Here is a 23,348-nt window from a genome sequence, read left to right on the forward strand (position 1 = left end):
CCCTGGTGACGCATCTGGACAATCACCGGAAAAGCTGCCTTTTTTTGGTATTGTATTGGATTCAGATAATTGCGCAAGTGGTTATTAAGTGGTATTGCTCCGCTTGCGCAAAGGCCGTATCAATCGAGGCGCTGGAACGATGCCGATTGTGCCTTGGGCCAGTACAGGCCGAACACGGGCGGCAGTTGCGGCAGCTGGCTCGGGTCGAGCAGCTGGCCCGCCTCCAGGAAGGGCAGCAGGGCCGAGGCCAGTTTCACCTGATTCGGCGAGATGCGGCGCACCAGGTGGTGTGGACGCAGTTCCTGCGGGTGCGCCAGGCCGGCGGCGGCGATCAGTTCGGCCAGCGCCTTCATGGTGTTCTGATGGAAGTGCGCCACGCGGGCGATTTTGTCGGATACCACCAGCGCGCGCTGGCGCTGCGGGTCTTGCGTGGCCACGCCGGTCGGGCAGCGGTCCGTGTGGCAGCTTTGCGACTGGATGCAACCCAGCGCGAACATGAAGCCGCGCGCCGAATTGCACCAGTCGGCGCCCAGCGCCAGCAGGCGGGCGATGTCGAAGGCCGTGATGATCTTGCCCGAGCAGCCGATCTTGATGCGTTCGCGCAGATTGGCGCCCACCAGGGTGTTATGCACGAGCACCAGCGCTTCCTGCAGCGGCGTGCCCACGTGGTCCGTGAATTCCAGGGGCGCGGCGCCCGTGCCGCCTTCGCTGCCGTCGACAACGATGAAGTCGGGCGTGATGCCCGTTTCCAGCATGGCTTTGACGATGGCGAAAAACTCCCACGGATGGCCGATGGCCAGCTTGAAGCCCGTCGGCTTGCCGCCGGAGAGCGTGCGCAGGCGGTCGATAAAGTGCAGCATTTCCAGCGGCGTGGAAAAGGCGCTGTGCGCGGCCGGCGAGACGCAATCCTCGCCCACCATCACGCCGCGCGTGGTGGCGATCTCGATGGTCACTTTCGGGCCGGGCAGCACGCCGCCGTGGCCCGGCTTGGCGCCCTGCGACATTTTCAGCTCGATCATTTTGACCTGCTCGGAGCTGGCGTTGGCGATGAAGCGCTCTTCCGAAAACGTGCCGTCCTGGTTGCGGCAGCCGAAATAGCCGGAGCCGATTTCCCATACCAGGTCGCCGCCGTTTTCGCGATGATAAGGACTGATGCTGCCTTCGCCCGTATCGTGCATGAAGCCGCCGCTGCGCGCGCCGCCGTTCAGGGCCAGGATGGCGTTGGCCGACAGGGCGCCAAAGCTCATTGCCGAGATATTGAAGACGCTGGCCGAATACGGCTTTTCACGCGGGCAGTCCGGATGGTTGCCGATCTCGATGCGGAAATCGTGGCCCGTCACCTTGGCGGGAGCGATGGAATGGTTAATCCATTCGTAGCCCGCTTCATACACGTCGAGCTGGGTGCCGAACGGACGCTTGTCCGTCTGCTCCTTGGCGCGCTGGTAGACGATGCTGCGCTGGCTGCGCGAGAACGGCGTCGCTTCGCTGTCGCTTTCCAGGAAATACTGGCGGATTTCGGGGCGGATGCTCTCGAAGAAGAAACGGAAATGCGCGAGGATGGGGTAGTTGCGGCGCAGGGCGCGCTTCGTTTGCAGCAGATCGCTGATGCCGACCAGGGTCAGCGCGCCGGCCAGCACGGGCAGCCAGTAATGATCGTAGTAAAACAGGGACAGGACAAAGATGGCTGCCGTCGCAATGAAGGTCAGGTAGCGAAATGGTACTAGGTGCATGGGCACTCCGGTGAAGTCAGACTGATATTGCCGAGTCTACCTTCGATTCGCGGAACGTGCTGGTGGGAAAGAACGCAGCGCCCCGTGGACGCCGCGCAGGATCACCGTTGTGCGGCGCGGATGCGTTCGATGCGTTCAGTGCTGGCCGGATGGCTCGACAGGTAGGGCGTGCCCTCGTCCAGCTTGCCCAGGGCGACAAACACTTGCGCCAGGTGTTCCAGCGGGATGCCGTTCTGGCGCAGCATGGCGATGGCGTAGTCGTCCGCGTCGCGTTCGACGTCGCGCGAATACTTCAAGTCCAGCAGCAGCGGCGGCAGGGTCGCCACCACCGTCGACACGTCGCCGAATAGCAGCGCGGCGCCGGCGCCGACGGCCGAAGTCTGGATGATGCGCCGCGTCAGGTGGCGCTGCTGCAAATGTCCCAGCTCATGCGCCAGCACGCCCATGATGGCCAGGTCGTCCGGCAGCAGTTCGATCATTTCGTCCGTCAGCACGATGTCGCCGGATGGCAGGGCGAACGCGTTCGGGCCGATCTTGCTCTTGCGGAAAACGATGCGGTGCACGGGCGTGCTGTCGCCTGGCGTGGCCAGGCGCGCGAACTGGGCGCGCAAGGCTTGCTGGCGCGCGCCATCGAGCTGGCTCGGCGCGAACACATGGCGGTCCAGCATGTCGAGCACGCCCTGGCCCAGCTGCCGTTCGACGGACTGCGGCAGGGTGTACGCGATGCCCTTGGCCGCCAGCGGCAGCAGGTACTGGTAGCTGAGCCACAGGGCCAGCACGGTGGCGACCGTGGCCAGCAGGGCGCCGCGCCAGCTTTGCTGCAGCCGCACCACCCAGCCGTCGCGGTGGCCCGTGTCGTGCAGCAGGCTGTTGAAGGCAAGCTGGTCGGCGATTTCCAGGTAGGCGCCATCGGCAAAACTGACCTTGCGCACGGCGTGGCTGCTGCGTTCGGATACGTGCAGCTCGCCCAAGGGGCAGCTGCGCTCGATGTCGCCGGCCAGCACGGCCTGACCATCGCGCACGCTGAGCGTGACGTGGTACAGGCGTGAGGTCTGGCCGTCGAAATAGCGCGCTGGCACGGGGGCCGCGCCCGGCGCGTCGTGATCGGGCGTCATGCTACAGCGACAGGTCGAAGTCCAGCAGGTCGACCATGCCTTCGCCCGTGGCCGACACTTGCTGGCCCGTGGCGGCGACAAATTCGTCCAGGCTGCCGTGCACCAGCATGGACGTCGCTTCCAGGCGGTACTTCAGCCAGCGCACATGGGCGAATGGCGTAAACAGGCCCAGGGTGACGACGATGCCCAGCAGGTTGCTCAGCATGACGAAGGTGGTGCGGCCCCAGGTCAGCTGCGACTGGAACTGGTGTTGCTGCAGGCGCGTATGGTTCCAGATCAGGTTCTGGATCATGGTCAGGAACAGCGGCAGCACGGTGAACGCCCACAGGTACAAGGCGCCGATGGCAAACAGCAGGCTGCCCACCTTGGTCTTGTCATTCGCATTGGCCGCAAACGAGGCGAACACGCTGCCGAAGACGACGAAAATCAGGACCAGCAAGCCGCCCAGCAGCAGCGCGAAGAACAGCAGGTAGGTCTTGTAGAAGCTGCCGACCGTGGCGTCAAAGCTGAAATGGGTGGCGCCGAAACGGCTTTGCGTGTGCTGGAAGCGCTTCAGGCGCTGGTGCAGGAAAGGCGTCATCAGGCCGCCCGTGAAGGTATTCAGGATGGGCAGCCACAGGAAATATTTGTAGGCTTCCTTGGCGCTGCCGCCAAAGCCGAAGCGGATGCCGCGATAGCTGGTGTTGTACAGCTTGAATTGCAGGCTTTTCCAGACCAGCCAGGGCAGGATGGCGGCCAGCAGCACGAACATCAGCAAGCCGACGACGGGCGAGACCTGGAAGGCGATGTTGTAGCCGGCGATCAGCACCACGGCCGCGATGCGGCCTTTCAGGATGGCGATGGCGTTGCCATGGTATTCGAAGCTGCCGCCCGCCAGGTGGGTGCTCGAATAGAAGTAGCGGTTGCGGCGCACCTTGGCCCAGGCGGAATAAATGCCCAGGGTGACGATGCTCAGCAGCAGGTTGACGATCCAGATACGGAAGTATTCGCTGCCGGTGGCGCTGAAGGTGATGGCTTCTTGCCGGGGAGTAGTGTTGTTTGCGTCGAAATCCACAGGGGTTTCCTTACTGATTGGAAACAAAACAAGATAAGGGATTATTGAAAAGTTATCAATTGAAAATACTGTTTTTCGCAATTTTTTCGTCGATTCGCTTGCGCCGACCCGATCCGGCCGTCCCCGGCTATACTGGAACTCAACCATCGTTACCGGGAAAACCATGATCGTCGTCCACCATCTGAACAACTCGCGCTCGCAGCGCGTGCTCTGGCTGCTCGAGGAACTGGGCCTCGACTACGAGGTCAAGCGCTACCAGCGCGACCAGAAAACCATGCTGGCGCCCGCTTCCTTGAAAGCCGTGCATCCGCTGGGCAAGTCGCCCGTGATCACGGATGGCGCCAACACCATCGCCGAATCGGGCGCCATCATCGACTACCTGGTCGAGCGCTACGGCAATGGCCGCCTGGTCCCGGCGGCGGGCACGCCGGACAAGCTGCGCTGGACTTACTGGCTGCATTTCGCGGAAGGCTCGGCCATGCCGCCGCTGCTGATGAAGCTGGTGTTCGACAAGGTCGAATCGTCGCCGATGCCGTTTTTCGTCAAGCCGATCGCGCGCGGCATCGCCAGCAAGGTCAAGAGCAGCTTCGTCCTGCCCAATATTAATAGCCAGCTGGCCTACATGGAAGCGGAGCTGGAGAACACCAAATGGTTTGCCGGCAATGAATTCACGGCGGCCGACATCCAGATGAGTTTTCCGCTGGAAGCGGCCGCCATGCGCGGCGGACTCGACGAGCGCTTGCCGAAGCTGACGGCGTTCCTGCAGCGCATCCACGCGCGGCCCGCCTACCAGCGCGCGCTGGAGCGTGGCGGGCCCTACGATTTCGCCAAATAAGCGGCATTCAAGCCCGATGTGCGGCGAACCATACGGTAAAATGCCCGATTCAATCAGTATCCACTTACCGCATGGCCCGACTCCTCGCTATCGACGGCTTGAATATCGTACGCCGCGTCTACGAAGCCAGTCCTGAACCCGATTCCGACCTGAAGGCGGAGATCGCGCTGCGCCATGCGCTGTCGTCATTCCGCACCCTCATCAACGACCACGAGCCGACGCACATCCTGCCGGCCTTCGACTTTGGCGGCCCGACCTGGCGCCACGCCCTGTATGCCGGTTACCGCGAGGGGCGCCAGCCCATGCCGCAGGTGCTGCGCGACGCCTTGCCCGGCTTTTACGCCACCCTGGCCAGCTTCGGCATGCATGTGGTCAGCATTCCCGAGGTCGAGGCCGACGACGTGATCGGCACGGCTGTCATGCGCTGGCTGCACGAGGGGCGCGGCGCGGCCGTCATCGCCACCACCGACAAAGACTTGCATGGCCTGATCGCCCACGGCGCGCTCGTCTGGGATCACTTCAAGGGCATCTGGCACGACCACGCCTGGGTCGAGAAAAAGTTCGGCGTGCCGCCGGAACTGCTGCCCGACCTGCTGGCGCTGATGGGCGACGTCACCGACAGCATTCCCGGCGTGTCGAAGATCGGCCTGAAAACGGGCGCGAAACTGTTGCGTGCCTACGGCAATATCGACGCCGTGATGGCCGGCGCGGGCATTTTGCCGGGCACGCTGGGCGAAAGCCTGCGAAAAGAGCGGGAAATACTGTATCTTTCAAGAAAGTTAGTTGCGCTCAAAACGGATGTGACCTTGGGTGTCACCTGGAACAAGCTGGCGTGGGAAAAGTAGAGCGCCAGGCAAGAACAATCAAGCAAGGGAAGTAAATCATGATGTTAAAGACAGTCCTGATCGATAGCAGCGCCGTGGCGCGCGGCCTGCTGAACACGGTCCTGACCGATGGCGGCTACGATGTCTGCGGGCAGACGCATACGAGCGCGCTGGGGCTGGCGCTGCTGGTCAAGCACCATCCGCATTTCGTGTGCATCGCGCGCGAACAGGTGGAAGATGGGACGAATGTGGTGCAGACCATCCGCGCCCAGTATCCGAAGACGCTCATTTTCATGGTCTCGGGCGGCATCGATGCCGCCTCGCTGCAGGCGGCCCACGCCATGGGCGTGTCGGGCTTCATCGTGAAACCGTTCATGGCCGACACGGTCCTGAAAACCGTGCGGAATACGGTCATTGCCATGGTGCGCAAGCAGCAGGCGCTTGCCGCCGCTGCGCAAGGCAATAGTTAGACGCCAGCCAGGCCGCTCGCGCTGGCGATAATGCCGCCGCCCAGGCACACGTCGCCGTCGTACAGCACGGCCGACTGGCCCGGCGTGACGGCCCATTGCGCCTGGTCGAAGGCCAGGCTGAAGTGTTCATTCCCCTCCGGCAGCAAGTGGCAAGCCACGTCGGCCTGGCGGTAGCGCGTCTTGGCGCTCAAGGCGCCCGCCTGCGGCGCCACTCCCGCCACCCAGCTGGCCTGGTCGGCCGTCAAGGCCGGTGACAGCAGCCACGGGTGGTCATGACCCTGCACCACCCACAAGGTATTGTTGGCGATATCCTTGCGCGCCACATACCAGGCGTCGCTGCTGCCGTCGGCGTTCTGGTACGACTTCACGCCGCCGATGCCGATGCCCTTGCGCTGGCCCAGGGTATAAAAACTCAGTCCCACGTGTTCGCCCACGGTCTTGCCGTCGGCCGTTTTCATCGGGCCTGGCTTGTAGGACAGGTAGCGGTTCAAAAATTCGCGGAACGGACGTTCGCCGATAAAGCAGATGCCCGTCGAATCCTTCTTTTGCGCGTTCGGCAGGGCCAGTTTCTCGGCGATCTGGCGCACTTGCGTCTTCGGGATTTCACCGAGCGGGAACAAGGTCTTGGACAACTGCGCCTGGTTCAAACGGTGCAGGAAGTAGCTTTGATCCTTGCTGGCGTCGACGGCTTTCAGCAGCTCATAACGGCCCGCATCGGTGGGCGCCTGGCGCACGCGCGCATAGTGGCCGGTGGCGATCAGGTCGGCGCCCAGCGTCATGGCGTGGTCGAGGAAGGCCTTGAACTTGATTTCGGCGTTGCACAGCACGTCCGGGTTCGGCGTGCGGCCAGCCTGGTATTCGCGCAAGAAATCGGCGAACACGCGGTCCTTGTATTCGGAGGCGAAATTGACGGCTTCGATATCGACGCCGATGACGTCGGCCACGCTGGCCGCATCGATCCAGTCCTGGCGCGTGGAGCAGTATTCCGAATCGTCGTCATCTTCCCAGTTTTTCATGAACAGGCCGATGACTTCATAGCCTTGTTCCTTCAGCATCCATGCCGCGACCGAGGAATCGACCCCGCCCGACATGCCGATAACGACTTTCTTCTTGCTCATCTTGCTTTCCAGTTACTTTAATAATATGGCAATGCGTATTGCTATGCGCTATTGAAAACGGACGCATGCGTGTGCAGCAGGGCCAGCGGCGCGCGCCGGCCGGCCAGGTATTCGTCCACACACTGCAGCACCAGCGGGCTGCGGTGGCGTTCCTGGCACGCCGCCAGCTCGTCGCGCGTCATCCACAGGGTGCGGATGATGCCTTCGTCCAGCGGACGGTCATGCTCGGCGCCGGCCGTGCCGCAAAAGGTGAAGCGCAAATAGGTCACGTCCTCGCCCGTGCGCAGTGACTGATAGCGCGACATGTACATGCCGACCAGTGCCGTGGGGATGAAATCGTAGGCCGCTTCTTCCAGCGTTTCGCGGATCACCGCCTGTTCCAGCGACTCGAACGGGTCGAGGTGACCGGCCGGTTGATTGATCTTGATGCCTTCGCTGGTCTCTTCTTCAATCAGTAAAAACAGGCCGTCGCGCTCGACGATGGCGGCAACGGTGACAGAGGGTTTCCAGATTCTCGGCATGATTCCATCCTTGAAAGAGCCGACATTTTATCTTGTTCTGCGCGCGCGGTTTGAACCCGGCCTTCTGTTGCGCGGACATATTGATAAATGACAACGTTTTAGCAAATAGCGGTGGGAGGTACTTACGTCTTTCCCGGGGAGCGCACTAGCATGGGGGCTTAGGCGGCAAGATGGCAGGAAACGCCCGCTAATATAGGCTTTACCGGTGGTCAAAACAAGCGCGCACACGTGCTCGACTGTGGTGAGATTGACACACCTTTCCCACAATACGGGCGCCATACCGCATGGCGGAACGAGGATTGGTATTAGGGGCAAATTAGTGTCGTACGACTAAAAGTTGCTGGTTCACAAACGTTTAACGCGCTGCTTTCCGTGTTAGATTCTAGTCAGTTTATCAATTAGCGGAGGCATCATGAGGATAGGCATACCGGCCGAAACACGGCCTGGTGAAACGCGGGTGGCAGCCACGCCCGAGACAGTCAAGAAGCTGGCAGCCAAGCATCAGATCGTCGTGCAGTCGGGAGCGGGCCTGCAAGCCTCGATTCCTGACGACGCGTATGCCGCCGCCGGCGCGCAGATCGGCACCGCCCAGGAAGCCTATGGCTGCGCCATCGTGCTCAAGGTGCGCGCGCCCGATGCCGGTGAACGGGCCCTGATGGCCAGCGGCACGGTGCTGATCGGCATGTTGAACCCGTTTGATGCGGACAATATCGCCGCCATGGCCACGGCCGGCCTGTCCGCCTTCGCGCTGGAAGCCGTGCCGCGCATCACGCGCGCGCAGTCGATGGACGTGCTGTCGTCGCAGGCGAACATCGCCGGCTACAAGGCCGTGCTGGTGGCGGCGAATACCTATCAACGCTTCATGCCGATGCTGATGACGGCGGCCGGCACCGTCAAGGCGGCCCGCGTGCTGATCATGGGCGTGGGCGTGGCAGGTTTGCAGGCGATCGCCACGGCCAAGCGCCTGGGCGCCGTCATCGAGGCGTCCGACGTGCGTCCGCCCGTCAAGGAACAAGTGGAGTCGCTGGGCGCCAAGTTCCTCGACGTGCCTTTCCTCACGGATGAAGAAAAAGAGATTGCCAAGGGTGCGGGCGGCTATGCGCGCGCCATGCCGGCCGACTGGATGCGCCGCCAGGCCGAACTGGTGCATGAACGGGCGAAACTGGCCGACATCATCATCACCACCGCGCTGATCCCCGGCCGCGCCGCGCCCGTGCTCATTTCCGAAGAAACGGTGAAAGCCATGAAACCCGGCTCCGTCATCGTCGATCTGGCCGTGGAGCAGGGCGGCAACTGCCCGCTCTCGGAACTGGGCAAGACGGTGCTGAAGCACGGCGTCTACATCGTGGGCGAACCGAACCTGGCGACCCTGGTGGCGGCCGATGCGTCGGCCCTGTATGCGCGCAACGTGCTGGACTTTTTAAAGCTCATCATCGACAAGGACGACCAATTGCTGATCGACCGCGAGGATGAAATCATCAAGGCCAGCCTGGTTTGCGCGGGCAATGACATCCTCAGAAAATAACGCGGCGCCCGGAGAGAACAACATCATGGAAATCAGTCACACCATCATTAACCTGATCATCTTCGTGCTGGCCATTTATGTCGGCTACCACGTCGTCTGGACCGTCACACCGGCGCTGCATACGCCGCTGATGGCCGTCACCAATGCCATTTCCGCCATCATCATCGTCGGCGCCATGCTGGCGGCCGGCCTGACGCAAGGCCCGCTGGCGCAGGCGGCCGGCACCCTGGCCGTGGCGCTGGCCGCCGTCAACGTGTTTGGCGGCTTCCTCGTCACGCAGCGCATGCTCGAGATGTTCCGTAAAAAAGAACCGAAAGCCAAGCAAGGAGCAAAAGAATGAGTCACGCCATGAGCTTCGTCACCATGAACCTGGTGACGATGATGTACCTGATCGCCTCGGTGTGCTTCATCCAGGCCTTGAAAGGCCTGTCGTCGCCCTCGACGGCGCGCCGCGGCAATGCCTTCGGCATGAGCGGCATGGCCATTGCCGCCGTCACCACCGTGGCGCTGATCCTGAAACTGAAGGAACAGCAGACGGGCGGCATGGGCCTGACCCTCGTCATCATCGGCATCGTCACGGGCGGCGCCATCGGCGCCTACCTGGCGAAAACCGTGGAAATGACGAAGATGCCGGAACTGGTGGCGGCCATGCATTCGCTGATCGGTCTGGCGGCCGTGTGCATCGCCGTGGCGGCCGTGTCGGAACCGTGGGCCTTCAATATTGCCAAGAACGGCGAGGCGCTGCCCATCGGTAATCGCTTCGAGCTGTTCATCGGCACCTTTGTCGGCGCCATCACGTTCTCCGGTTCCGTGATTGCCTTCGGCAAGCTGTCGGGCAAATACAAGTTCCGCCTGTTCCAGGGTGCACCCGTCAGCTTCAAGGGCCAGCACATGCTCAACCTGGTGCTGGCGCTGGTGATGATCGCGCTGGGCCTGGTGTTCTGCTTCGCCGACGGCGTCGAACCGGCGTGGACGCCGTTCATCGTCATGGCCGTCATCGCCTTTGCGCTGGGCGTGCTGATCATCATTCCCATCGGCGGCGCCGACATGCCGGTGGTGGTGTCGATGCTCAACAGTTACTCGGGCTGGGCCGCGGCCGGCATCGGTTTTTCGCTGAATAATTCGATGCTGATCATCGCCGGTTCGCTCGTTGGTTCGTCCGGCGCGATCCTGTCGTACATCATGTGCAAGGCCATGAACCGTTCGTTCTTCAACGTCATCCTGGGCGGCTTCGGTGGCGATGCGCCGGCCGCAGGCGCGGCGGGCGCGCAGGAACAGCGTCCCGTGAAATCGGGTTCGGCCGACGACGCCGCCTTCATCATGGGCAATGCGGAAACCGTCATCATCGTGCCCGGCTACGGCCTGGCCGTGGCGCGCGCGCAGCATTCGTTGAAAGAACTGGTGGAAAAGCTCACGCACAAGGGCATCACCGTCAAGTATGCGATCCATCCGGTGGCAGGGCGCATGCCGGGCCACATGAACGTGCTGCTGGCCGAGGCGGAAGTGCCGTACGACCAGGTCTTCGAGATGGAAGACATCAACGGCGAATTCGGCCAGACGGACGTGGTGCTGGTGCTGGGTGCGAACGACGTGGTCAACCCGGCGGCGAAAGACCCGAAATCGCCGATCGCCGGCATGCCGATCCTGGAAGCGTATAAAGCCAAGAGTATCATCGTCAACAAGCGTTCAATGGCGTCCGGCTATGCGGGCCTGGACAACGACCTGTTCTACCAGCCGAACACGATGATGGTGTTTGGCGACGCCAAGAAGGTGATCGAGGATATGGTCAAGGCAATCGAGTAAAGTCTCTCGGTGCAAGACGAGCGGCCCGCCTTGCGCGGGCCGTTTTTATTGGCCGGCCGCTGCCGCGACGACCTGGTTGCGTCCCTGGTGCTTGGCGACATACAGCGCCTTGTCGGCATCCGAGATGGCCGCGTCCAGGCTGGCGCCTTGTACCAGCGGCGCCACGCCGATGCTGATGGTGACGTGCAGCGAACCGCCGTCGGGCAGCACGGTGACCGCCGCTGCCACGGCCGCGCGGATGCGCTCGGCCACCTGGTGTGCCTGCTGCAGGCTGGCGTCGGGGAAGAGCAGGCCGAACTCCTCGCCACCGAGGCGCGCCGCCACGTCGGTGATGCGCCCCGTGTCGCGCAGCGCCTGCGCCACCGTGCGCAGCACGGCGTCGCCCACGGCATGACCATAGCGGTCGTTGATTTTTTTGAAATGGTCGAGATCGGCCACGCCCACGCTCAGGGCGGCGCCGCTGCGCGCCGCGCGCGCCATCGCCTGCTCGGCCTGCGCTTCATAGGCGCGCCGGTTGGGCAGCGACGTCAGCGCATCGTGCAGCGCCTGCTGTTCCAACTGCGCCAGCAGGCTGGCGTTTTTTGCCGCCAGTTCGCGCCGTTCGCGCACGTCGAGCAAGAAGGCGCCGAAATAGCGCATGCCGTCGACCACGCCCAGGTCCAGCGCCTTCATTTCGATGGGGATCATTTGCGTGTCGCGGTGGCGGATGGCGAATTCGCGTATCTTGCCCAGCACGCTGGAGGTGCGCGAGCTGCGGATGTAGTTGATCACGTGGTTGTCGTGCTGGGCGCCGACGGCGTCGGGCAGCAGGCCGTTCAGGGTCTGCCCCAGCAATTCTCCGCTGGCATAGCCCGACAGCGCCTGCATGGCGCCATTGATATAGCGGATGCGGCACCGCTCGTCGATGATGATGACGGCGTCGAGGGCGTCTTCCAGCAGGCGGGAAAAGAGGACTTCGGGAAGGGCGGCAGGCGGTGCTGCGGGCAATGCATCTGTCATGGAACGGTCGCCAAAAGCCAGGTGACAGCCATTGTCGCATCCGCGGGCCGTTTACTCCATGCCGGATCGCCCGCCTGTTTCTTTTTCGCCCCAGCTATTTCCTTATTGTCAAGATTCAGCGGCGACCGTACATCATCAATCCGGCCAGTGCCTTGCGTACCGGCGGGAATGCGTCCAGCAAGCCCAGCGACAGGCCCAGCAAGCCTTGCGTGGGCGCGCTGCCCGTGAAGATGCGCGCCATGGTGTCGGTCACGCGCACGGTCAGCCCCCGGTCTGCCTGGCGCAGGCTGGCGTAGCGTTCCAGCCCGGCCGGGCTGCTGTCCTGCGCCAGCACGCGGGCCAGCACGGCGGCGTCGCGCAAGCCCAGGTTCAGGCCCTGTCCCGCCACCGGATGCAGGGTTTGCGCCGCATTGCCGATGGCGACCGTGCGCGCCGTGCCACCCGTCTGCGCGTTCAGGCCCAGCGGATAGGCCAGGCGCGCCGTCGTGTGGCTAAAGCGTCCCAGGCGGCTGCCGAAGGCGGCGCCCAGGCGCGCCAGGAAGGCCGCGTCGTCGAGGGCCAGCAATTGTTCGGCGCGCGTGGGCGGCACGCACCACACCAGCGCGTAGCCGTCGTCCTGCGGCAGCAGGGCCAGCGGGCCTTCATCGGTGAAGCGCTCGTACGCGCGGTGGGCGGCGGGATCGCTGGTGCGCACATGGGCAATGATGGCGCTTTGGCCATAATCGCGGCTGACGGCGCGTTCCTGCTGCTGGCCGAACAGGCCTCCCTCGGCTTGCACCAGCAGGCTGGCGCGCAAGCTCGACGCGGCGCCATCCTGTTCCAGCTGCACGCAGACGCCGTCGGCGTCTTCCACGCTGCCCGTCACCAGGGCCGGGCGCAGGCTGGCCACGCCCAGGCGTTCGCACACGTCGGCCAGCGCGCTGACGACGGCGCCGTAACGGGCTACATAGCCGAGGGCCTCGACGCCATGCTCGCTGCGGTCCATCAGGCTGCGCCCGAACTGGCCGCGGCGCGAGACGTGAATCTGGTGGATAGGTGTCGCCTCCACGGGCCAGGCGCCCGCTTCCTCGAGAATCTGGCGGCTGCCGTGCGACAGGGCGATGGTGCGCGGGTCGCGCCTGGCTTGCTCGAGCGATTTGGCGTCGAGCAGGGCGATGCCGGCGGCGCGGCTGCCCCGCTGCACCAGCAGGGCGGCCAGCGCCATGCCGACGGGGCCGGCGCCGCAGACGGCGAGATCGAAAGTGGACGGTGTATGCATGCGACGGCGTTAATCCTGTGACATCAGTTGTTCGATTTCAGCGACGCTTTTGGGCGCCGTGCTGAAGACTTCATGGCCTTGCGGCGTGACCAGCACGTCGTCTTCGATGCGGATGCCGGTATGCCAGAACTGCTCCGGCACGCCCGCGCCGGGGCGCACATAGATGCCCGGTTCCACCGTCAGCACCATGCCAACTTCCAGCGCGCGCCACGGCTTGCCTGGCGCACCCGTGTCTCGGTAGGCGCCCACGTCGTGCACGTCCATGCCCAGCCAGTGGCTGGTGCCGTGCATGTAGAAGGGCATATAGGCCTTGTCGGCGATGACGTCCTGCACGCCGCCGCTTTTTTGCCGGTCCAGCAAACCCAGGTCCAGCATGCCCTGCGCCAGCACCTGCACGGCCGCCTCGTGGATGGCGCTGTGCGGCAAGCCGGGGCGCAGCATGTCCAGCGCTGCCTGTTGCGCGGCCAGCACCAGCTCATACAGCGCCCGCTGCGGGCCGCTGAAGCGGCCGTTGACGGGCCAGGTGCGCGTGATGTCGGAGGCGTAGCCATCGAGTTCGCAGCCGGCGTCGATCAGCACCAGCTCGCCGTCCTGCAGCACGGCGTTGTTGGCGCTGTAATGCAGGATGCAGGCGTTGCCGCCGCCGGCCACGATGGAGGAATACGCGGGGAATTGCGCGCCGCTGCGGCGAAATTCGTACAGCAGCTCCGCTTCGAGCGCGTATTCGTGCATGCCGGGCCGCGTGGCGCGCATGGCGCGCACGTGGGCGGCGCTGGAAATGGCGGCCGCGCGGCGCATCAGGCCTTGTTCTTCCGTATCTTTCAGCAGGCGCATGGCGTCGAGCATGCCGTTGATGTCATGCGCGATGGCGGGCGCCGTGACGCCGCTGCGGGCCTTTTGCCGCACGTTGTGCAGCCAGACCTTGACCTGCGCATCGAGGCTGCCGCCCAGCGCATAGTAAATGGCGGGGGCGTCGGCCAGCAGGCGCGTCATTTCCACGTCGAGTTCCTCGATGGGGAAGGCGCCGTCGAAGCCGAACGTCGTGCGCGCCGCCTCGGGGCCGTGGCGGAAACCGTCCCAGATTTCGCGCTCCGTGTTCTTGGCGCGGCAAAACAGGATGGCGCGCGCGGGCGCCGTGGCGCTGGCGGCCACGAGGGCCACGGCGCTGTCGGGTTCCGTAAAGCCGCTCAGGTAATAGAAATAGCTGTCGTGGCGGTATGGATAATCGCAATCGCTGTTGCGCGGCACTTCGGGCGCCGTGGCGAGGATGGCCACGCTGCCCGGCAGCATCTGCGCCAGCAGCGCCGCGCGCCGGGCCGCGTAGTTGGCCATCATGTTGCGCTGGCCTTGGCCGTGACGCCGTTGAGTACGTCGAGCTGCGCTGGCGTGCCGACATTCGTCCACTCGCCGGGATAGACTTCGCCGCCCACGCGGCCCTGGTCCGCGTACCGGCGCAGCAAATCGCCCAGCTTGGCGTGGCTGCCTGGCGTAATGCCGTCGAACATCTCGGGACGGTACACGCCGATGTTGGCGAAGGTCCACTTGGTATCGTCCGTATTGTTGATCGCGAACAAGGTCAGGCCGAAGTCGCCCTGTGGGTGGAAGTCGGGATTGGGCACCAGGTAAGTCCAGGCGATGTCGCGCTGGTCGGCCGGATACGGCGTGCCCAGCACGTCCTTGTCGGCCAGCACGTCGAGTACCTGCTTGAAGTCGAAATACGGGCAATAGATGTCGCCGGAAATGGCGAGAAAGGGTTCATCGCCCAGCAGGTGGCGCGCCTGGGCGATGCCGCCTGCCGTTTCCAGCGGCGTGGTCTCGGGCGAATACGCGATGCGCGCGCCGTACGCGCTGCCATCGCCCAGGGTTGCCTCGATCTGGTGGCCCAGGTGCGAATGGTTGATGACGATGTCCGTGATGCCGGCGCGCACCAGGTTCAGCACGTGCCAGACGATCAGCGGACGGCCGCGCACTTTCAGCAGCGGTTTGGGACAGGTATCGGTAAGCGGACGCATCCGTTCACCGCGGCCTGCGGCAAAGATCATGGCTTTCATGGAATACTCGTTTTCTGATTCATTGTAAATTGCTCTGAAGTGATCAGAAGGTGTAGCCAACTTGCGGCGTTTTATTCTCCAGGGCATCGAGCAAACGCACCAGCGGCTTGAGTTCCGTGTAGCGGTTGGCCGTCTTGCGCACGTAGTCGAGCACGGTTGGCAGGTCGCCCATGTACAGATCCTTGCCGTCGCGGTAATTCAGGCGCGCGAACAGGCCGAGAATTTTCAAATGGCGTTGCAGGGCCGTGAATTCGAAATCGCGGTAGAAGGCGTCGATGTCGGGATTGACGGGCAAGCCCAGTTGCTTGGCGCGCTGCCAGTAGCGGATCACCCAGTCGAGCACCAGTTCTTCATCCCACTGGATATACGCGTCGCGCAGCAGCGAGGCGATGTCGTAGGTGACGGGGCCGAAGACGGCGTCCTGGAAGTCGAGGATGCCGGGATTGGGGAGTGAACCATCGTTGATGTGCATCAAATTGCGAGAATGGTAGTCGCGGTGCATGAAAACTTGCTGCTGCGACAAGATATTCGCCGTGATGGCTTCGAAGACCTTGTCCAGCTGGGTTTGTTGCACATCCGTCAAGGTGGCGCCCAGGTGCTTGCCGATAAACCATTCCGGGAACAGATTCATTTCGCGCAGGATGAAGGCGCGGTCGAATTCGGGCAAGACGTCCGGCTGGCTGGCCAGCTGGATTTTCATCAGCGACTCGAGCGCTTCGGCGTACAGCACGCTGGCGTTGTCGTGGTTCAGGGCATCGAGGTAGGTGGTCGTGCCCAGGTCGGAGAGCAGCAGGAAGCCCTGCTCCAGGTCTTGCGCGATGATCTCGGGCACGGACACGCCGGCGCCTTTCAGCAAGCCGGCCACCTTGACAAAGGCGGGCACGTTTTCGCGCTCGGGCGGCGCATCCATGGCGATCAGTGTCTTTCCTGGCAAGGTTGTATTGCCGGGCAAGACATCGAGGCGGTAGTAGCGGCGGAAGCTCGCATCGCTGGAAGCGGGGCGGGCGGAATCGGGCGCGACGAGGTTCAGGGGGGCCAACCAGGCTTTCAACAGGGTCAGGCGAGCGTCGGCGGAGGCCGGCGCGGCAGGGGAATTGGGGGAGAATGACATTAAGCGGCCTGTGGAATCGGGTTGATGGTGCAGATTCCCATATAATAAGGGATTCAAATCAAAAAATCGCCTGTCAATGGTGCTTGCCCCTTCCAATTCATGAGCTGGTTTTCGGCCTCCCCCCCTTCGCAGCGCTGGGCTTTCGCCATCAGCGCGCTCGTCGCCGCCACGACGGTGCCTGTCCACGCCCAGAAAGCGCCGCGTCCGGTTCATGTGGAAGATCCCGACGCGCCCACCGTCATGACGGCAAACAGCATGAAGGGACGCCCCGAAAGGGAGCTCAATCTCGATCAAAATGTCGTGATCGAGCGCGGAAAAACCACAAAAATGACGGCCGATACAGCTTGTTACAAACAAGTTGAAGATGAGTTCGACGCCGAGGGCCATATCAAGATGTGGCGTTTCGGCGATTACTACACGGGCGACGTCCTGAAGCTGAACATGGAGACCGGCAAGGGTTTCCTGCTCAACCCGACGTACCGCTTCGAAGTGGGCGGCGGCCAGGGCAAGGCCGAGCGCGTCGACTTCATCAACCCCGATGAAGCCAATGTCATCGATGGTACTTACAGTACCTGCGAAGGGCCGAATCCGGACTGGTACCTGAAATCGAGCACCTTGAACCTCGATACGGGCCGCGACGTGGGTACCGGCAGCAAGACCATCATCTATTTCAAGGACGTGCCGATCCTGGGCACGCCGGGCATCTCGTTTTCGCTGTCCGGTGCGCGCCGCTCGGGCTGGCTGGCGCCCACGCCGGGCTTTGCCTCGAAGAACGGTTTCGAGCTGCTGATGCCGTATTACCTGAACATCGCGCCGAACCGCGACCTGACCCTGTACCCGCGCTACATCCAGCGGCGCGGCATCCAGCTCGGTGCGACGGGCCGCTACATGGGCGAGACGGATGCCGGCCTGTACCAGGGCGAGACGTCGTTCGAGTTCTTGCCTAACGACAAGCAGACCAAGACCAACCGCTACATGATCAAGTCCAAGCATGAGCAGGCGCTGGCCAAGGGCTGGAGTTACAGCTGGGATTTGCGCGAGGCGTCCGACAATAATTACCCGAACGATTTCTCGAAAACCGTTGCCACCGCCACCGAGCGCCAGTTGCTGCGCGAATTGCGCACCGATTACCGCACCGAGGACTGGAGCCTGACGGCGCGCGTGCAGAATTACCAGGTGCTGCAGGATCCCGATCCCACGGTGACCGTGCCGCGCCCGTATGACCGCTTGCCGGCGGTGAACTTCCACGCTGGCAAATATGACGTCTGGGGCGGTTTCGACTGGACCTTCGACGCGGAAGCGACGCGCTTTGCGCACCCGACCCTGGTGCAAGGGTCGCGCCTGGTGGCCGTGCCGCAAGTGAGTTTCCCCATCATGCGCCCTGGCTACTTCATCACGCCCAAGCTGATGCTCAATGCCAGTGCGTATCAGCTCGACAATGACGCCAGGACCAAGGCGCTGTTTCCGGATACCTCGTTTACGCGCGCCGTGCCGACTTTCTCGGTCGACAGCGGCCTGGTGTTTGAGCGCGACACGAATCTGTTTGGCGCCAAGGGCGGCACGCAAACGCTGGAGCCGCGCCTGTTCTATGTCTACACGCCGTACCGCGACCAGTCGCAGTTTCCGAAATTCGATACGGCCGACGGCACCTTCAACCTGACGCAGATCTTCACGGAAAACCGTTTTGTCGGCAGCGACCGCATCGGCGATGCCAACCAGGTCACGGCCGCCGTCGTCTCGCGCTTCCTGCAGACGGACGGCACGGAGCGCATGCGCCTGACCTTCGGCCAGCGTTTCTATTTTGCCGACCAGCGCGTGCAGCTCAATTCGACCACGCCCGTCAACCAGTCGCGTTCGGATATCCTGCTGGCGGCAACGGGCCGCGTGTCCGAGACTTGGACCGTCGACAGCCTGGTACAGTACAATCCCAGCGATCGCCAGTTGATGAGCTACAACTACACCTTGCAATATCAGCCCGGTGTCAAGAAAGTATTGAATTTCAGTAATCGTTTCCAGCGTGGCAGTTTGCGCAATGCGGAAGTGTCGACGCAATGGCCGTTGACGGACCGCCTGTATGGCGTGGGACGCATCAGTTACTCCCTGAAGGATCGCAGCATGCTGGAAAGCCTGGTCGGCCTGGAATACAAGGGCGATTGCTGGGTGTTTCGCATGGGAGCGCAGCGTTTCGTGACGACGGCCAATACTGTTTCGACGCCGATCTTCTTCCAGCTGGAATTGACGGGCTTGTCGAATGGCCTGGGCCTGGGCGCCAATGGCCTGGAAACTTTTACAAAAACCATCCCTGGTTACCAGACACTGAGCCAGCCACTCCGTTAAGATAGGCACCGTTGCCGCCGCCGGTGTTCCCGGCGCTGGCACAAACCGGTTTTTTTATTCACCTGAACTCATGAGCGCTCTACACATTATGCGTAATGCCAGTATGCACCAACTCAAAATTGCAACGGTTTTGTTGTGCGCCATTTCCGGCGCCACGACCAGTAGTGTCTGGGCGCAACAGGCTGCGCCAGCGCCTGTCGCCACGCCCGCTGCCGCGGCACCGGCCAAGGGGTTCACGCCACCTGCCTCGAGCAGTGGCCAGACCATCGACTCCATCGCCGTCGTCGTCAATGACGAGGTGATTACGCGCAATGAAGTGGCGGCCCGCATCAAGAGCGTGGAGCAGCGCATGAAGTCGCAGAACGTGCCCTTGCCCGATCCTGCCGACCTGCGTCGTCAATTGCTGGAGCGCATGATTGTTGAACGCGCCCAAATGCAGCTGGCCAAGGAAATGGGCGTGCGCGTGGACGACCTGACGCTGGACCGCGCGATTGGCCGTATTGCTGAACAGCAAAAAATGACGGTGCAGGAACTGCGCAACCAGATGGAAAAGGAAGGCACGCCGTTTGCGACTTTCCGCGAAGAAATCCGCGATGAAATCATCATGCAGCGCCTGCGCGAGCATGAAGTCGACGCCAAGATCCAGATTTCCGATTCCGAAGTGGATAACTTCCTGGAAGCGGAAAAAGCGGCCGCCAGCGAACAGGTGGAACTGAACCTGGCGCAGATTCTCGTGCGCATTCCGGAAAACTCCAGCCCTGAACAGATCGCCGCGCGCCGCGCGCGCGCCGAAGAAGTCAGCCGCCAGCTGCGCACGGGCGCCGATTTCGCCAAGATGGCCGCCACCTATTCCGACGCCAGCGATGCGCTGAGCGGCGGCGATATCGGCTGGCGCCATAGCGACCGCGTGCCGCCCCTGTTCACGGAGCAACTGCTGAAACTGAAGCCTGGCCAGATCACGCCTATCATCAAGAGCAACACGGGTTTCCACATCCTCAAGCTGGTGGACCGCCGCAGCGCTGCCGAGGCGCAAGCCGTTGCTGCCGTGCAGCAAACGCATGCCCGCCATATCTTGCTGAAAATAACGCCGACCTTGTCGGCTGCCGAAGCCAAGCGCAAATTGCTGGAATTGAAAGAGCGCCTCGATAACAAGGCTGCCAAGTTCGAAGACCTGGCCCGCTTGTTCTCGAACGACGGTTCCGCTGCCAAGGGCGGCGACCTGGGCTGGCTGTATCCAGGCGACACCGTGCCGGAATTTGAAACGGCGATGAATGCGCTGAAACCGGGCGAAGTGAGCGAGCCGATCGAATCGAGCTTCGGCTTCCACCTGATCGAAGTGCTGGAACGCAAGAGCGACGACGTCTCGAAAGAGAAACAGCGCGCCGCTGCACGCAATGCCTTGCGCGAACGCAAGCTGGAAGAAGCGACGGAAAACTGGGCGCGCGAAGTGCGCGACCGTGCCTACGTCGAATTCCGCGCGGACGACCAGTAATGCCGTTGATTCATTGCGCATGAGTAACTTGCCCCCTGCACGCCGCCCGGCCATCGCCATCACTTGTGGCGAACCGGCTGGTGTCGGCCCGGAAATCTCCATACGCGCGGCCTGGGCCATGCGCAATGACGTCAACTGCATCCTGCTGGGCGACGCCGCCTTCCTGGCGCTGACGGCCAGCCTGATCGATCCGGATATCCGCCTGGCGGCGCTGTCGCTGCAAGCCGTGCGCAACAGTGGCCTGCCCCAGTTCGGACCGGGCCGCCTGGCCGTGATCGATATTCCCACGGTGAACAATGTCATTCCTGGCGTGCTCGACAAGGAAAACGGGCGTTCCGTGCTCGCGACCCTGGACGCGGCCGTGGAAGGTATAGCCGCCGGCTGGTTTGGTGCCATGGTCACGGCGCCCTTGCAAAAGAGCACGATCAACGACGCCGGCGTGGCCTTTTCAGGCCATACGGAATACCTGGCAGAAAAAACCAATACACCGCAAGTGGTGATGATGCTGGCCGGTGAACCCGGCCATGGCGAACCGACCCTGCGCGTGGCGCTGGCCACCACGCATCTGCCCTTGAAGGACGTGTCTGCCGCCATCACGATGGACAGCCTGGCCGTCACCCTGGATATTCTCCAGACGGACTTGCAACAGAAATTCGGCATCGCCGCACCGCGCATCCTCGTTACCGGCCTGAACCCGCACGCGGGCGAGGGAGGGTATCTGGGACGCGAGGAAATCGACGTCATCGCACCGGCGATTGCTGCGGCGCAAGCGCGCGGCATCGATGCGCGCGGCCCGTATCCGGCCGACACCCTGTTCCAGCACAAGTACCTGGCCGATGCCGATTGCGTGCTGGCCATGTACCACGACCAGGGCTTGCCCGTGCTGAAATACGCGACATTCGGGCGCGGCATCAATATCACCCTGGGCTTGCCGCTGATCCGCACCTCGGTCGACCACGGTACGGCGCTGGACCTGGCCGCGCAGGGCCTCGGCCTGGCCGATTGCCACAGCATGGAGCAAGCCCTGCAAACGGCGCTCGACATGCTGCGCGCCAGCACCCGCGCCTGACTGCCCACCGGTTTTACCCCGCTACACCGCCTCTAGAATAGAAAAACAGAATATGAAACACGTTGCCCGCAAACGCTTTGGCCAGAATTTCCTGCATGACCGCTTCGTCCTTGACGACATCACGGCCGCCATCGCACCGCAGCCGGACGATGCCATGGTCGAGATCGGTCCCGGCCTGGGTGCCATGACGGAGCAGTTGCTGCGTCATTTGAAACAGATGCATGTGGTCGAACTGGACCGCGACCTGATCGTGCGCCTGGAAAAGACCTTCAATCCGGCCAAGCTGACGATTCATTCGGGCGACGCGCTGAAGTTTGATTTCGCGAAAATCCCCGTGCCGGCCGGCCAGAAGCTGCGCATCGTGGGCAACTTGCCGTACAACATTTCCAGCCCGTTGCTGTTCCACCTGGCGGATTTCGCGCCGCTGGTGCTGGACCAGCATTTCATGCTGCAAAAGGAAGTCGTCGAACGCATGGTAGCCGAGCCGGGCAGCAAGGCGTATGGCCGCCTGTCCGTGATGCTGCAATGGCGCTATGACATGTCCTTGCTGTTCATCGTGCCGCCGACAGCATTTGACCCACCGCCGAAAGTGGAATCGGCCATCGTGCGCATGATCCCCGTGGCCGAGCGCCTGGCGTGCGACCAGGCTACCCTGGAAGCGGTGGTCATGAAGGCCTTCTCGCAACGCCGCAAGGTGATCCGCAACTGCCTGGCCGGCATGTTTACGGAAGAGCAGATCAAGGCGGCCGGCATCGATCCGACCCTGCGCCCGGAAACTGTCGGGCTGGAGCAGTATGTTGCTTTGGCGAATCTGCTCAAAGCACCGCAGTAATGGCAAGGGCTGGGGTCAGACCCTCTCCACCACCGGCGTCTGAGCAGGCGCCGACGTGAGCGGGGGTCTGACCCCGGCAGTGCTGGCTTAATTTAAAACCATTGGTCGACTTGCTGCAAATCTTGCCGCAGGGCTGAAAAACAGTCGTCCACATGGTGGTTGCGGCTGATTTCATTGCGCCGCATCAAGGCGATCTTGCGCTTGCAGGTGGGCTGGCGCAGCGGCGCCACATGCAAATCCTCGTCGTTGAGGAAGGTCGTGTACAGGCTGGGCATGATGCCCACGGCGATGCCGGCGCGCACCACGCCGTACAGCGATTCGCTGTGGATCATCTGGTACAGGCTCGACGGGCTCAAGCCATGCTGGCGCAGCGCGCTCGAGGCGAACTCCCAGATACTGCCCTTGGTGAACACGACGATTTCCTGGCCCGCCAATTGCTCCCAGCGCACTTCCTTGAGCGGCGCCAGCGTATGGCGTCCCGCTGTCACCAGCACCAGCTCGTCTTCGAACAGGCCCACGCTCTCCAGCGACACGGAGCCGGGCACCTCGATGCCCACGCAAAAGTCCAGCTGGCCTGAATGCAGCGCGTGCAGCAAGCCGTCGTTGGGCATGTCCGACAGGACGATTTCCACCTCATCGCCATGCTGCTCGCAGTAGCGCGCCACCACCACGGCCGTCATCGCCATGGCGGACGGTATCGCGCCGATACGGATGCGGTGGCGGCCGCTGCCGATGGCACGCTGGATATCGGCAAACGTGTTGCTCGCCGTATTCAATAAATGCGTGGCGTAATCGAGCGCCAGCTTGCCTTCGCGCGTCAGTTCCAGCTGGTGGGTTGTGCGGTTAAACAACTTTTTTCCCAGTTGATTTTCCAGCAGCTTGATCGACGCGCTGAGGGCCGGCTGGGTCACGCACAATTCCTGTGCAGCCTTGCTGAAGCTGTTTACCCGGGCTAGGGTGGCAAACGCTTGCAAATGTCGTAAGGAAATCTTCTTGCTCAACTCATGCATGGGTTTGCTTATTAGAAAAAGTAATGGATTTATAAAAATAAACAAATTTTCTTATCCCGCAATTTACCATATTCTGGACTGGTCTTTACTTGTCTTGAAGGCAACAATCTTCAGAGAAGCGCTTGCCAGGCGGCACCGGTACTCGCGGTGGCACGCCATGCAAGGGACGCATCAATACAATAATTCCAAAAAAA

Annotated in this window: 21 protein-coding genes; 10 read left to right on the plus strand and 11 right to left on the minus strand. The window is 62.7% G+C overall.

Annotation, left to right across the window (positions count from 1 at the left end; genetic code table 11):
- Positions 1 to 119: 119 nt before the first annotated feature.
- The 3 genes from CSQ93_RS00365 to CSQ93_RS00375 all read right to left on the minus strand — a co-directional run bounded on the left by CSQ93_RS00365 (position 120) and on the right by CSQ93_RS00375 (position 3,899).
- Positions 120 to 1,730: an FMN-binding glutamate synthase family protein gene (locus CSQ93_RS00365; protein ID WP_099376253.1), complete on the minus strand. Its 1,611-nt coding sequence runs from the start codon at positions 1,728 to 1,730 to the stop codon at positions 120 to 122.
- A 101-nt stretch (positions 1,731 to 1,831) separates the two neighbouring features.
- On the minus strand, positions 1,832 to 2,845 hold the full coding sequence (locus CSQ93_RS00370) for a M48 family metallopeptidase (protein ID WP_099376254.1): 1,014 nt from the start codon (positions 2,843 to 2,845) through the stop codon (positions 1,832 to 1,834).
- 1 nt (position 2,846) lies between these two features.
- Complete coding sequence (locus CSQ93_RS00375) at positions 2,847 to 3,899, minus strand: YjgN family protein (protein ID WP_233515967.1); 1,053 nt, start codon at positions 3,897 to 3,899, stop codon at positions 2,847 to 2,849.
- A gap of 163 nt (positions 3,900 to 4,062) precedes the next feature.
- Between CSQ93_RS00375 and CSQ93_RS00380 the strand changes: the two genes are divergently transcribed.
- The 3 genes from CSQ93_RS00380 (at position 4,063) to CSQ93_RS00390 (ending at position 6,028) form a co-directional block, all read left to right on the plus strand.
- Entirely contained in the window at positions 4,063 to 4,734 is a 672-nt protein-coding gene (locus CSQ93_RS00380) for a glutathione S-transferase (protein ID WP_099376256.1), read from the plus strand.
- A 71-nt stretch (positions 4,735 to 4,805) separates the two neighbouring features.
- Entirely contained in the window at positions 4,806 to 5,579 is a 774-nt protein-coding gene (locus CSQ93_RS00385) for a 5'-3' exonuclease (protein WP_099376257.1), read from the plus strand.
- A 41-nt stretch (positions 5,580 to 5,620) separates the two neighbouring features.
- Positions 5,621 to 6,028, plus strand: a complete 408-nt coding sequence (locus tag CSQ93_RS00390; RefSeq protein ID WP_077409312.1) for a response regulator — start codon at positions 5,621 to 5,623, stop codon at positions 6,026 to 6,028.
- Here the strand turns inward: CSQ93_RS00390 and mnmA are convergent.
- Entirely contained in the window at positions 6,025 to 7,146 is a 1,122-nt protein-coding gene (gene mnmA / locus CSQ93_RS00395; RefSeq protein ID WP_099376258.1) for a tRNA 2-thiouridine(34) synthase MnmA, read from the minus strand. The two genes, CSQ93_RS00390 and mnmA, sit on opposite strands and share 4 nt — an antisense overlap.
- A 41-nt stretch (positions 7,147 to 7,187) precedes the next feature.
- Positions 7,188 to 7,667: an NUDIX hydrolase gene (locus CSQ93_RS00400; protein WP_034745637.1), complete on the minus strand. Its 480-nt coding sequence runs from the start codon at positions 7,665 to 7,667 to the stop codon at positions 7,188 to 7,190.
- 412 nt (positions 7,668 to 8,079) lie between these two features.
- Between CSQ93_RS00400 and CSQ93_RS00405 the strand changes: the two genes are divergently transcribed.
- From CSQ93_RS00405 to CSQ93_RS00415, 3 genes are read left to right on the plus strand one after another with little or no spacing between them, the layout of a single operon-like run.
- Entirely contained in the window at positions 8,080 to 9,192 is a 1,113-nt protein-coding gene (locus CSQ93_RS00405; protein ID WP_099376259.1) for a Re/Si-specific NAD(P)(+) transhydrogenase subunit alpha, read from the plus strand.
- 25 nt (positions 9,193 to 9,217) lie between these two features.
- Positions 9,218 to 9,532 carry an NAD(P) transhydrogenase subunit alpha gene (locus CSQ93_RS00410; RefSeq protein WP_034778841.1) on the plus strand — a complete coding sequence of 105 codons (315 nt, stop codon included), beginning with the start codon at positions 9,218 to 9,220 and terminating at the stop codon, positions 9,530 to 9,532.
- A gap of 8 nt (positions 9,533 to 9,540) precedes the next feature.
- The gene (locus CSQ93_RS00415) at positions 9,541 to 10,995 is read left to right on the plus strand and encodes an NAD(P)(+) transhydrogenase (Re/Si-specific) subunit beta (RefSeq protein ID WP_099376260.1); all 1,455 of its coding nucleotides are present in this window, start codon (positions 9,541 to 9,543) and stop codon (positions 10,993 to 10,995) included.
- A 45-nt stretch (positions 10,996 to 11,040) separates the two neighbouring features.
- On the opposite strand, the gene CSQ93_RS00420 is transcribed toward CSQ93_RS00415, so the two are convergent.
- The 5 genes from CSQ93_RS00420 to CSQ93_RS00440 all read right to left on the minus strand — a co-directional run bounded on the left by CSQ93_RS00420 (position 11,041) and on the right by CSQ93_RS00440 (position 16,414).
- The gene (locus CSQ93_RS00420; RefSeq protein WP_099376261.1) at positions 11,041 to 11,994 is read right to left on the minus strand and encodes a GGDEF domain-containing protein; all 954 of its coding nucleotides are present in this window, start codon (positions 11,992 to 11,994) and stop codon (positions 11,041 to 11,043) included.
- A 115-nt stretch (positions 11,995 to 12,109) separates the two neighbouring features.
- Positions 12,110 to 13,252 (minus strand): UbiH/UbiF/VisC/COQ6 family ubiquinone biosynthesis hydroxylase, encoded by a 1,143-nt coding sequence (locus tag CSQ93_RS00425; protein ID WP_099376262.1) that lies wholly within the window; start codon positions 13,250 to 13,252, stop codon positions 12,110 to 12,112.
- Between the two features lie 9 nt (positions 13,253 to 13,261).
- Positions 13,262 to 14,584 carry a Xaa-Pro aminopeptidase gene (pepP, locus tag CSQ93_RS00430; protein ID WP_199534222.1) on the minus strand — a complete coding sequence of 441 codons (1,323 nt, stop codon included), beginning with the start codon at positions 14,582 to 14,584 and terminating at the stop codon, positions 13,262 to 13,264.
- Positions 14,584 to 15,303 (minus strand): N-acetylmuramate alpha-1-phosphate uridylyltransferase MurU, encoded by a 720-nt coding sequence (murU, locus tag CSQ93_RS00435; RefSeq protein WP_099376264.1) that lies wholly within the window; start codon positions 15,301 to 15,303, stop codon positions 14,584 to 14,586. Before murU ends, pepP begins: the two co-directional genes overlap by 1 nt.
- Positions 15,304 to 15,346: 43 nt before the next feature.
- Positions 15,347 to 16,414 carry an aminoglycoside phosphotransferase family protein gene (locus tag CSQ93_RS00440; protein WP_099376265.1) on the minus strand — a complete coding sequence of 356 codons (1,068 nt, stop codon included), beginning with the start codon at positions 16,412 to 16,414 and terminating at the stop codon, positions 15,347 to 15,349.
- 99 nt (positions 16,415 to 16,513) lie between these two features.
- On the opposite strand from CSQ93_RS00440, the gene CSQ93_RS00445 reads away from it, so the two are divergent.
- The 4 genes from CSQ93_RS00445 (at position 16,514) to rsmA (ending at position 22,144) form a co-directional block, all read left to right on the plus strand.
- Positions 16,514 to 18,751, plus strand: a complete 2,238-nt coding sequence (locus tag CSQ93_RS00445) for an LPS-assembly protein LptD (protein ID WP_099376266.1) — start codon at positions 16,514 to 16,516, stop codon at positions 18,749 to 18,751.
- A gap of 103 nt (positions 18,752 to 18,854) precedes the next feature.
- Complete coding sequence (locus tag CSQ93_RS00450; RefSeq protein ID WP_233515968.1) at positions 18,855 to 20,243, plus strand: peptidylprolyl isomerase; 1,389 nt, start codon at positions 18,855 to 18,857, stop codon at positions 20,241 to 20,243.
- A gap of 19 nt (positions 20,244 to 20,262) precedes the next feature.
- On the plus strand, positions 20,263 to 21,312 hold the full coding sequence (pdxA, locus tag CSQ93_RS00455) for a 4-hydroxythreonine-4-phosphate dehydrogenase PdxA (protein ID WP_099376268.1): 1,050 nt from the start codon (positions 20,263 to 20,265) through the stop codon (positions 21,310 to 21,312).
- 52 nt (positions 21,313 to 21,364) lie between these two features.
- Positions 21,365 to 22,144: a 16S rRNA (adenine(1518)-N(6)/adenine(1519)-N(6))-dimethyltransferase RsmA gene (gene rsmA, locus CSQ93_RS00460; RefSeq protein WP_099376269.1), complete on the plus strand. Its 780-nt coding sequence runs from the start codon at positions 21,365 to 21,367 to the stop codon at positions 22,142 to 22,144.
- A 92-nt stretch (positions 22,145 to 22,236) separates the two neighbouring features.
- On the opposite strand, the gene CSQ93_RS00465 is transcribed toward rsmA, so the two are convergent.
- Positions 22,237 to 23,154 carry a LysR family transcriptional regulator gene (locus CSQ93_RS00465; RefSeq protein ID WP_099376270.1) on the minus strand — a complete coding sequence of 306 codons (918 nt, stop codon included), beginning with the start codon at positions 23,152 to 23,154 and terminating at the stop codon, positions 22,237 to 22,239.
- Between the last annotated feature and the right edge of the window lie 194 nt (positions 23,155 to 23,348).

It is taken from the genome of Janthinobacterium sp. BJB426, assembly GCF_002735705.1.
Taxonomy (GTDB): domain Bacteria; phylum Pseudomonadota; class Gammaproteobacteria; order Burkholderiales; family Burkholderiaceae_D; genus Janthinobacterium.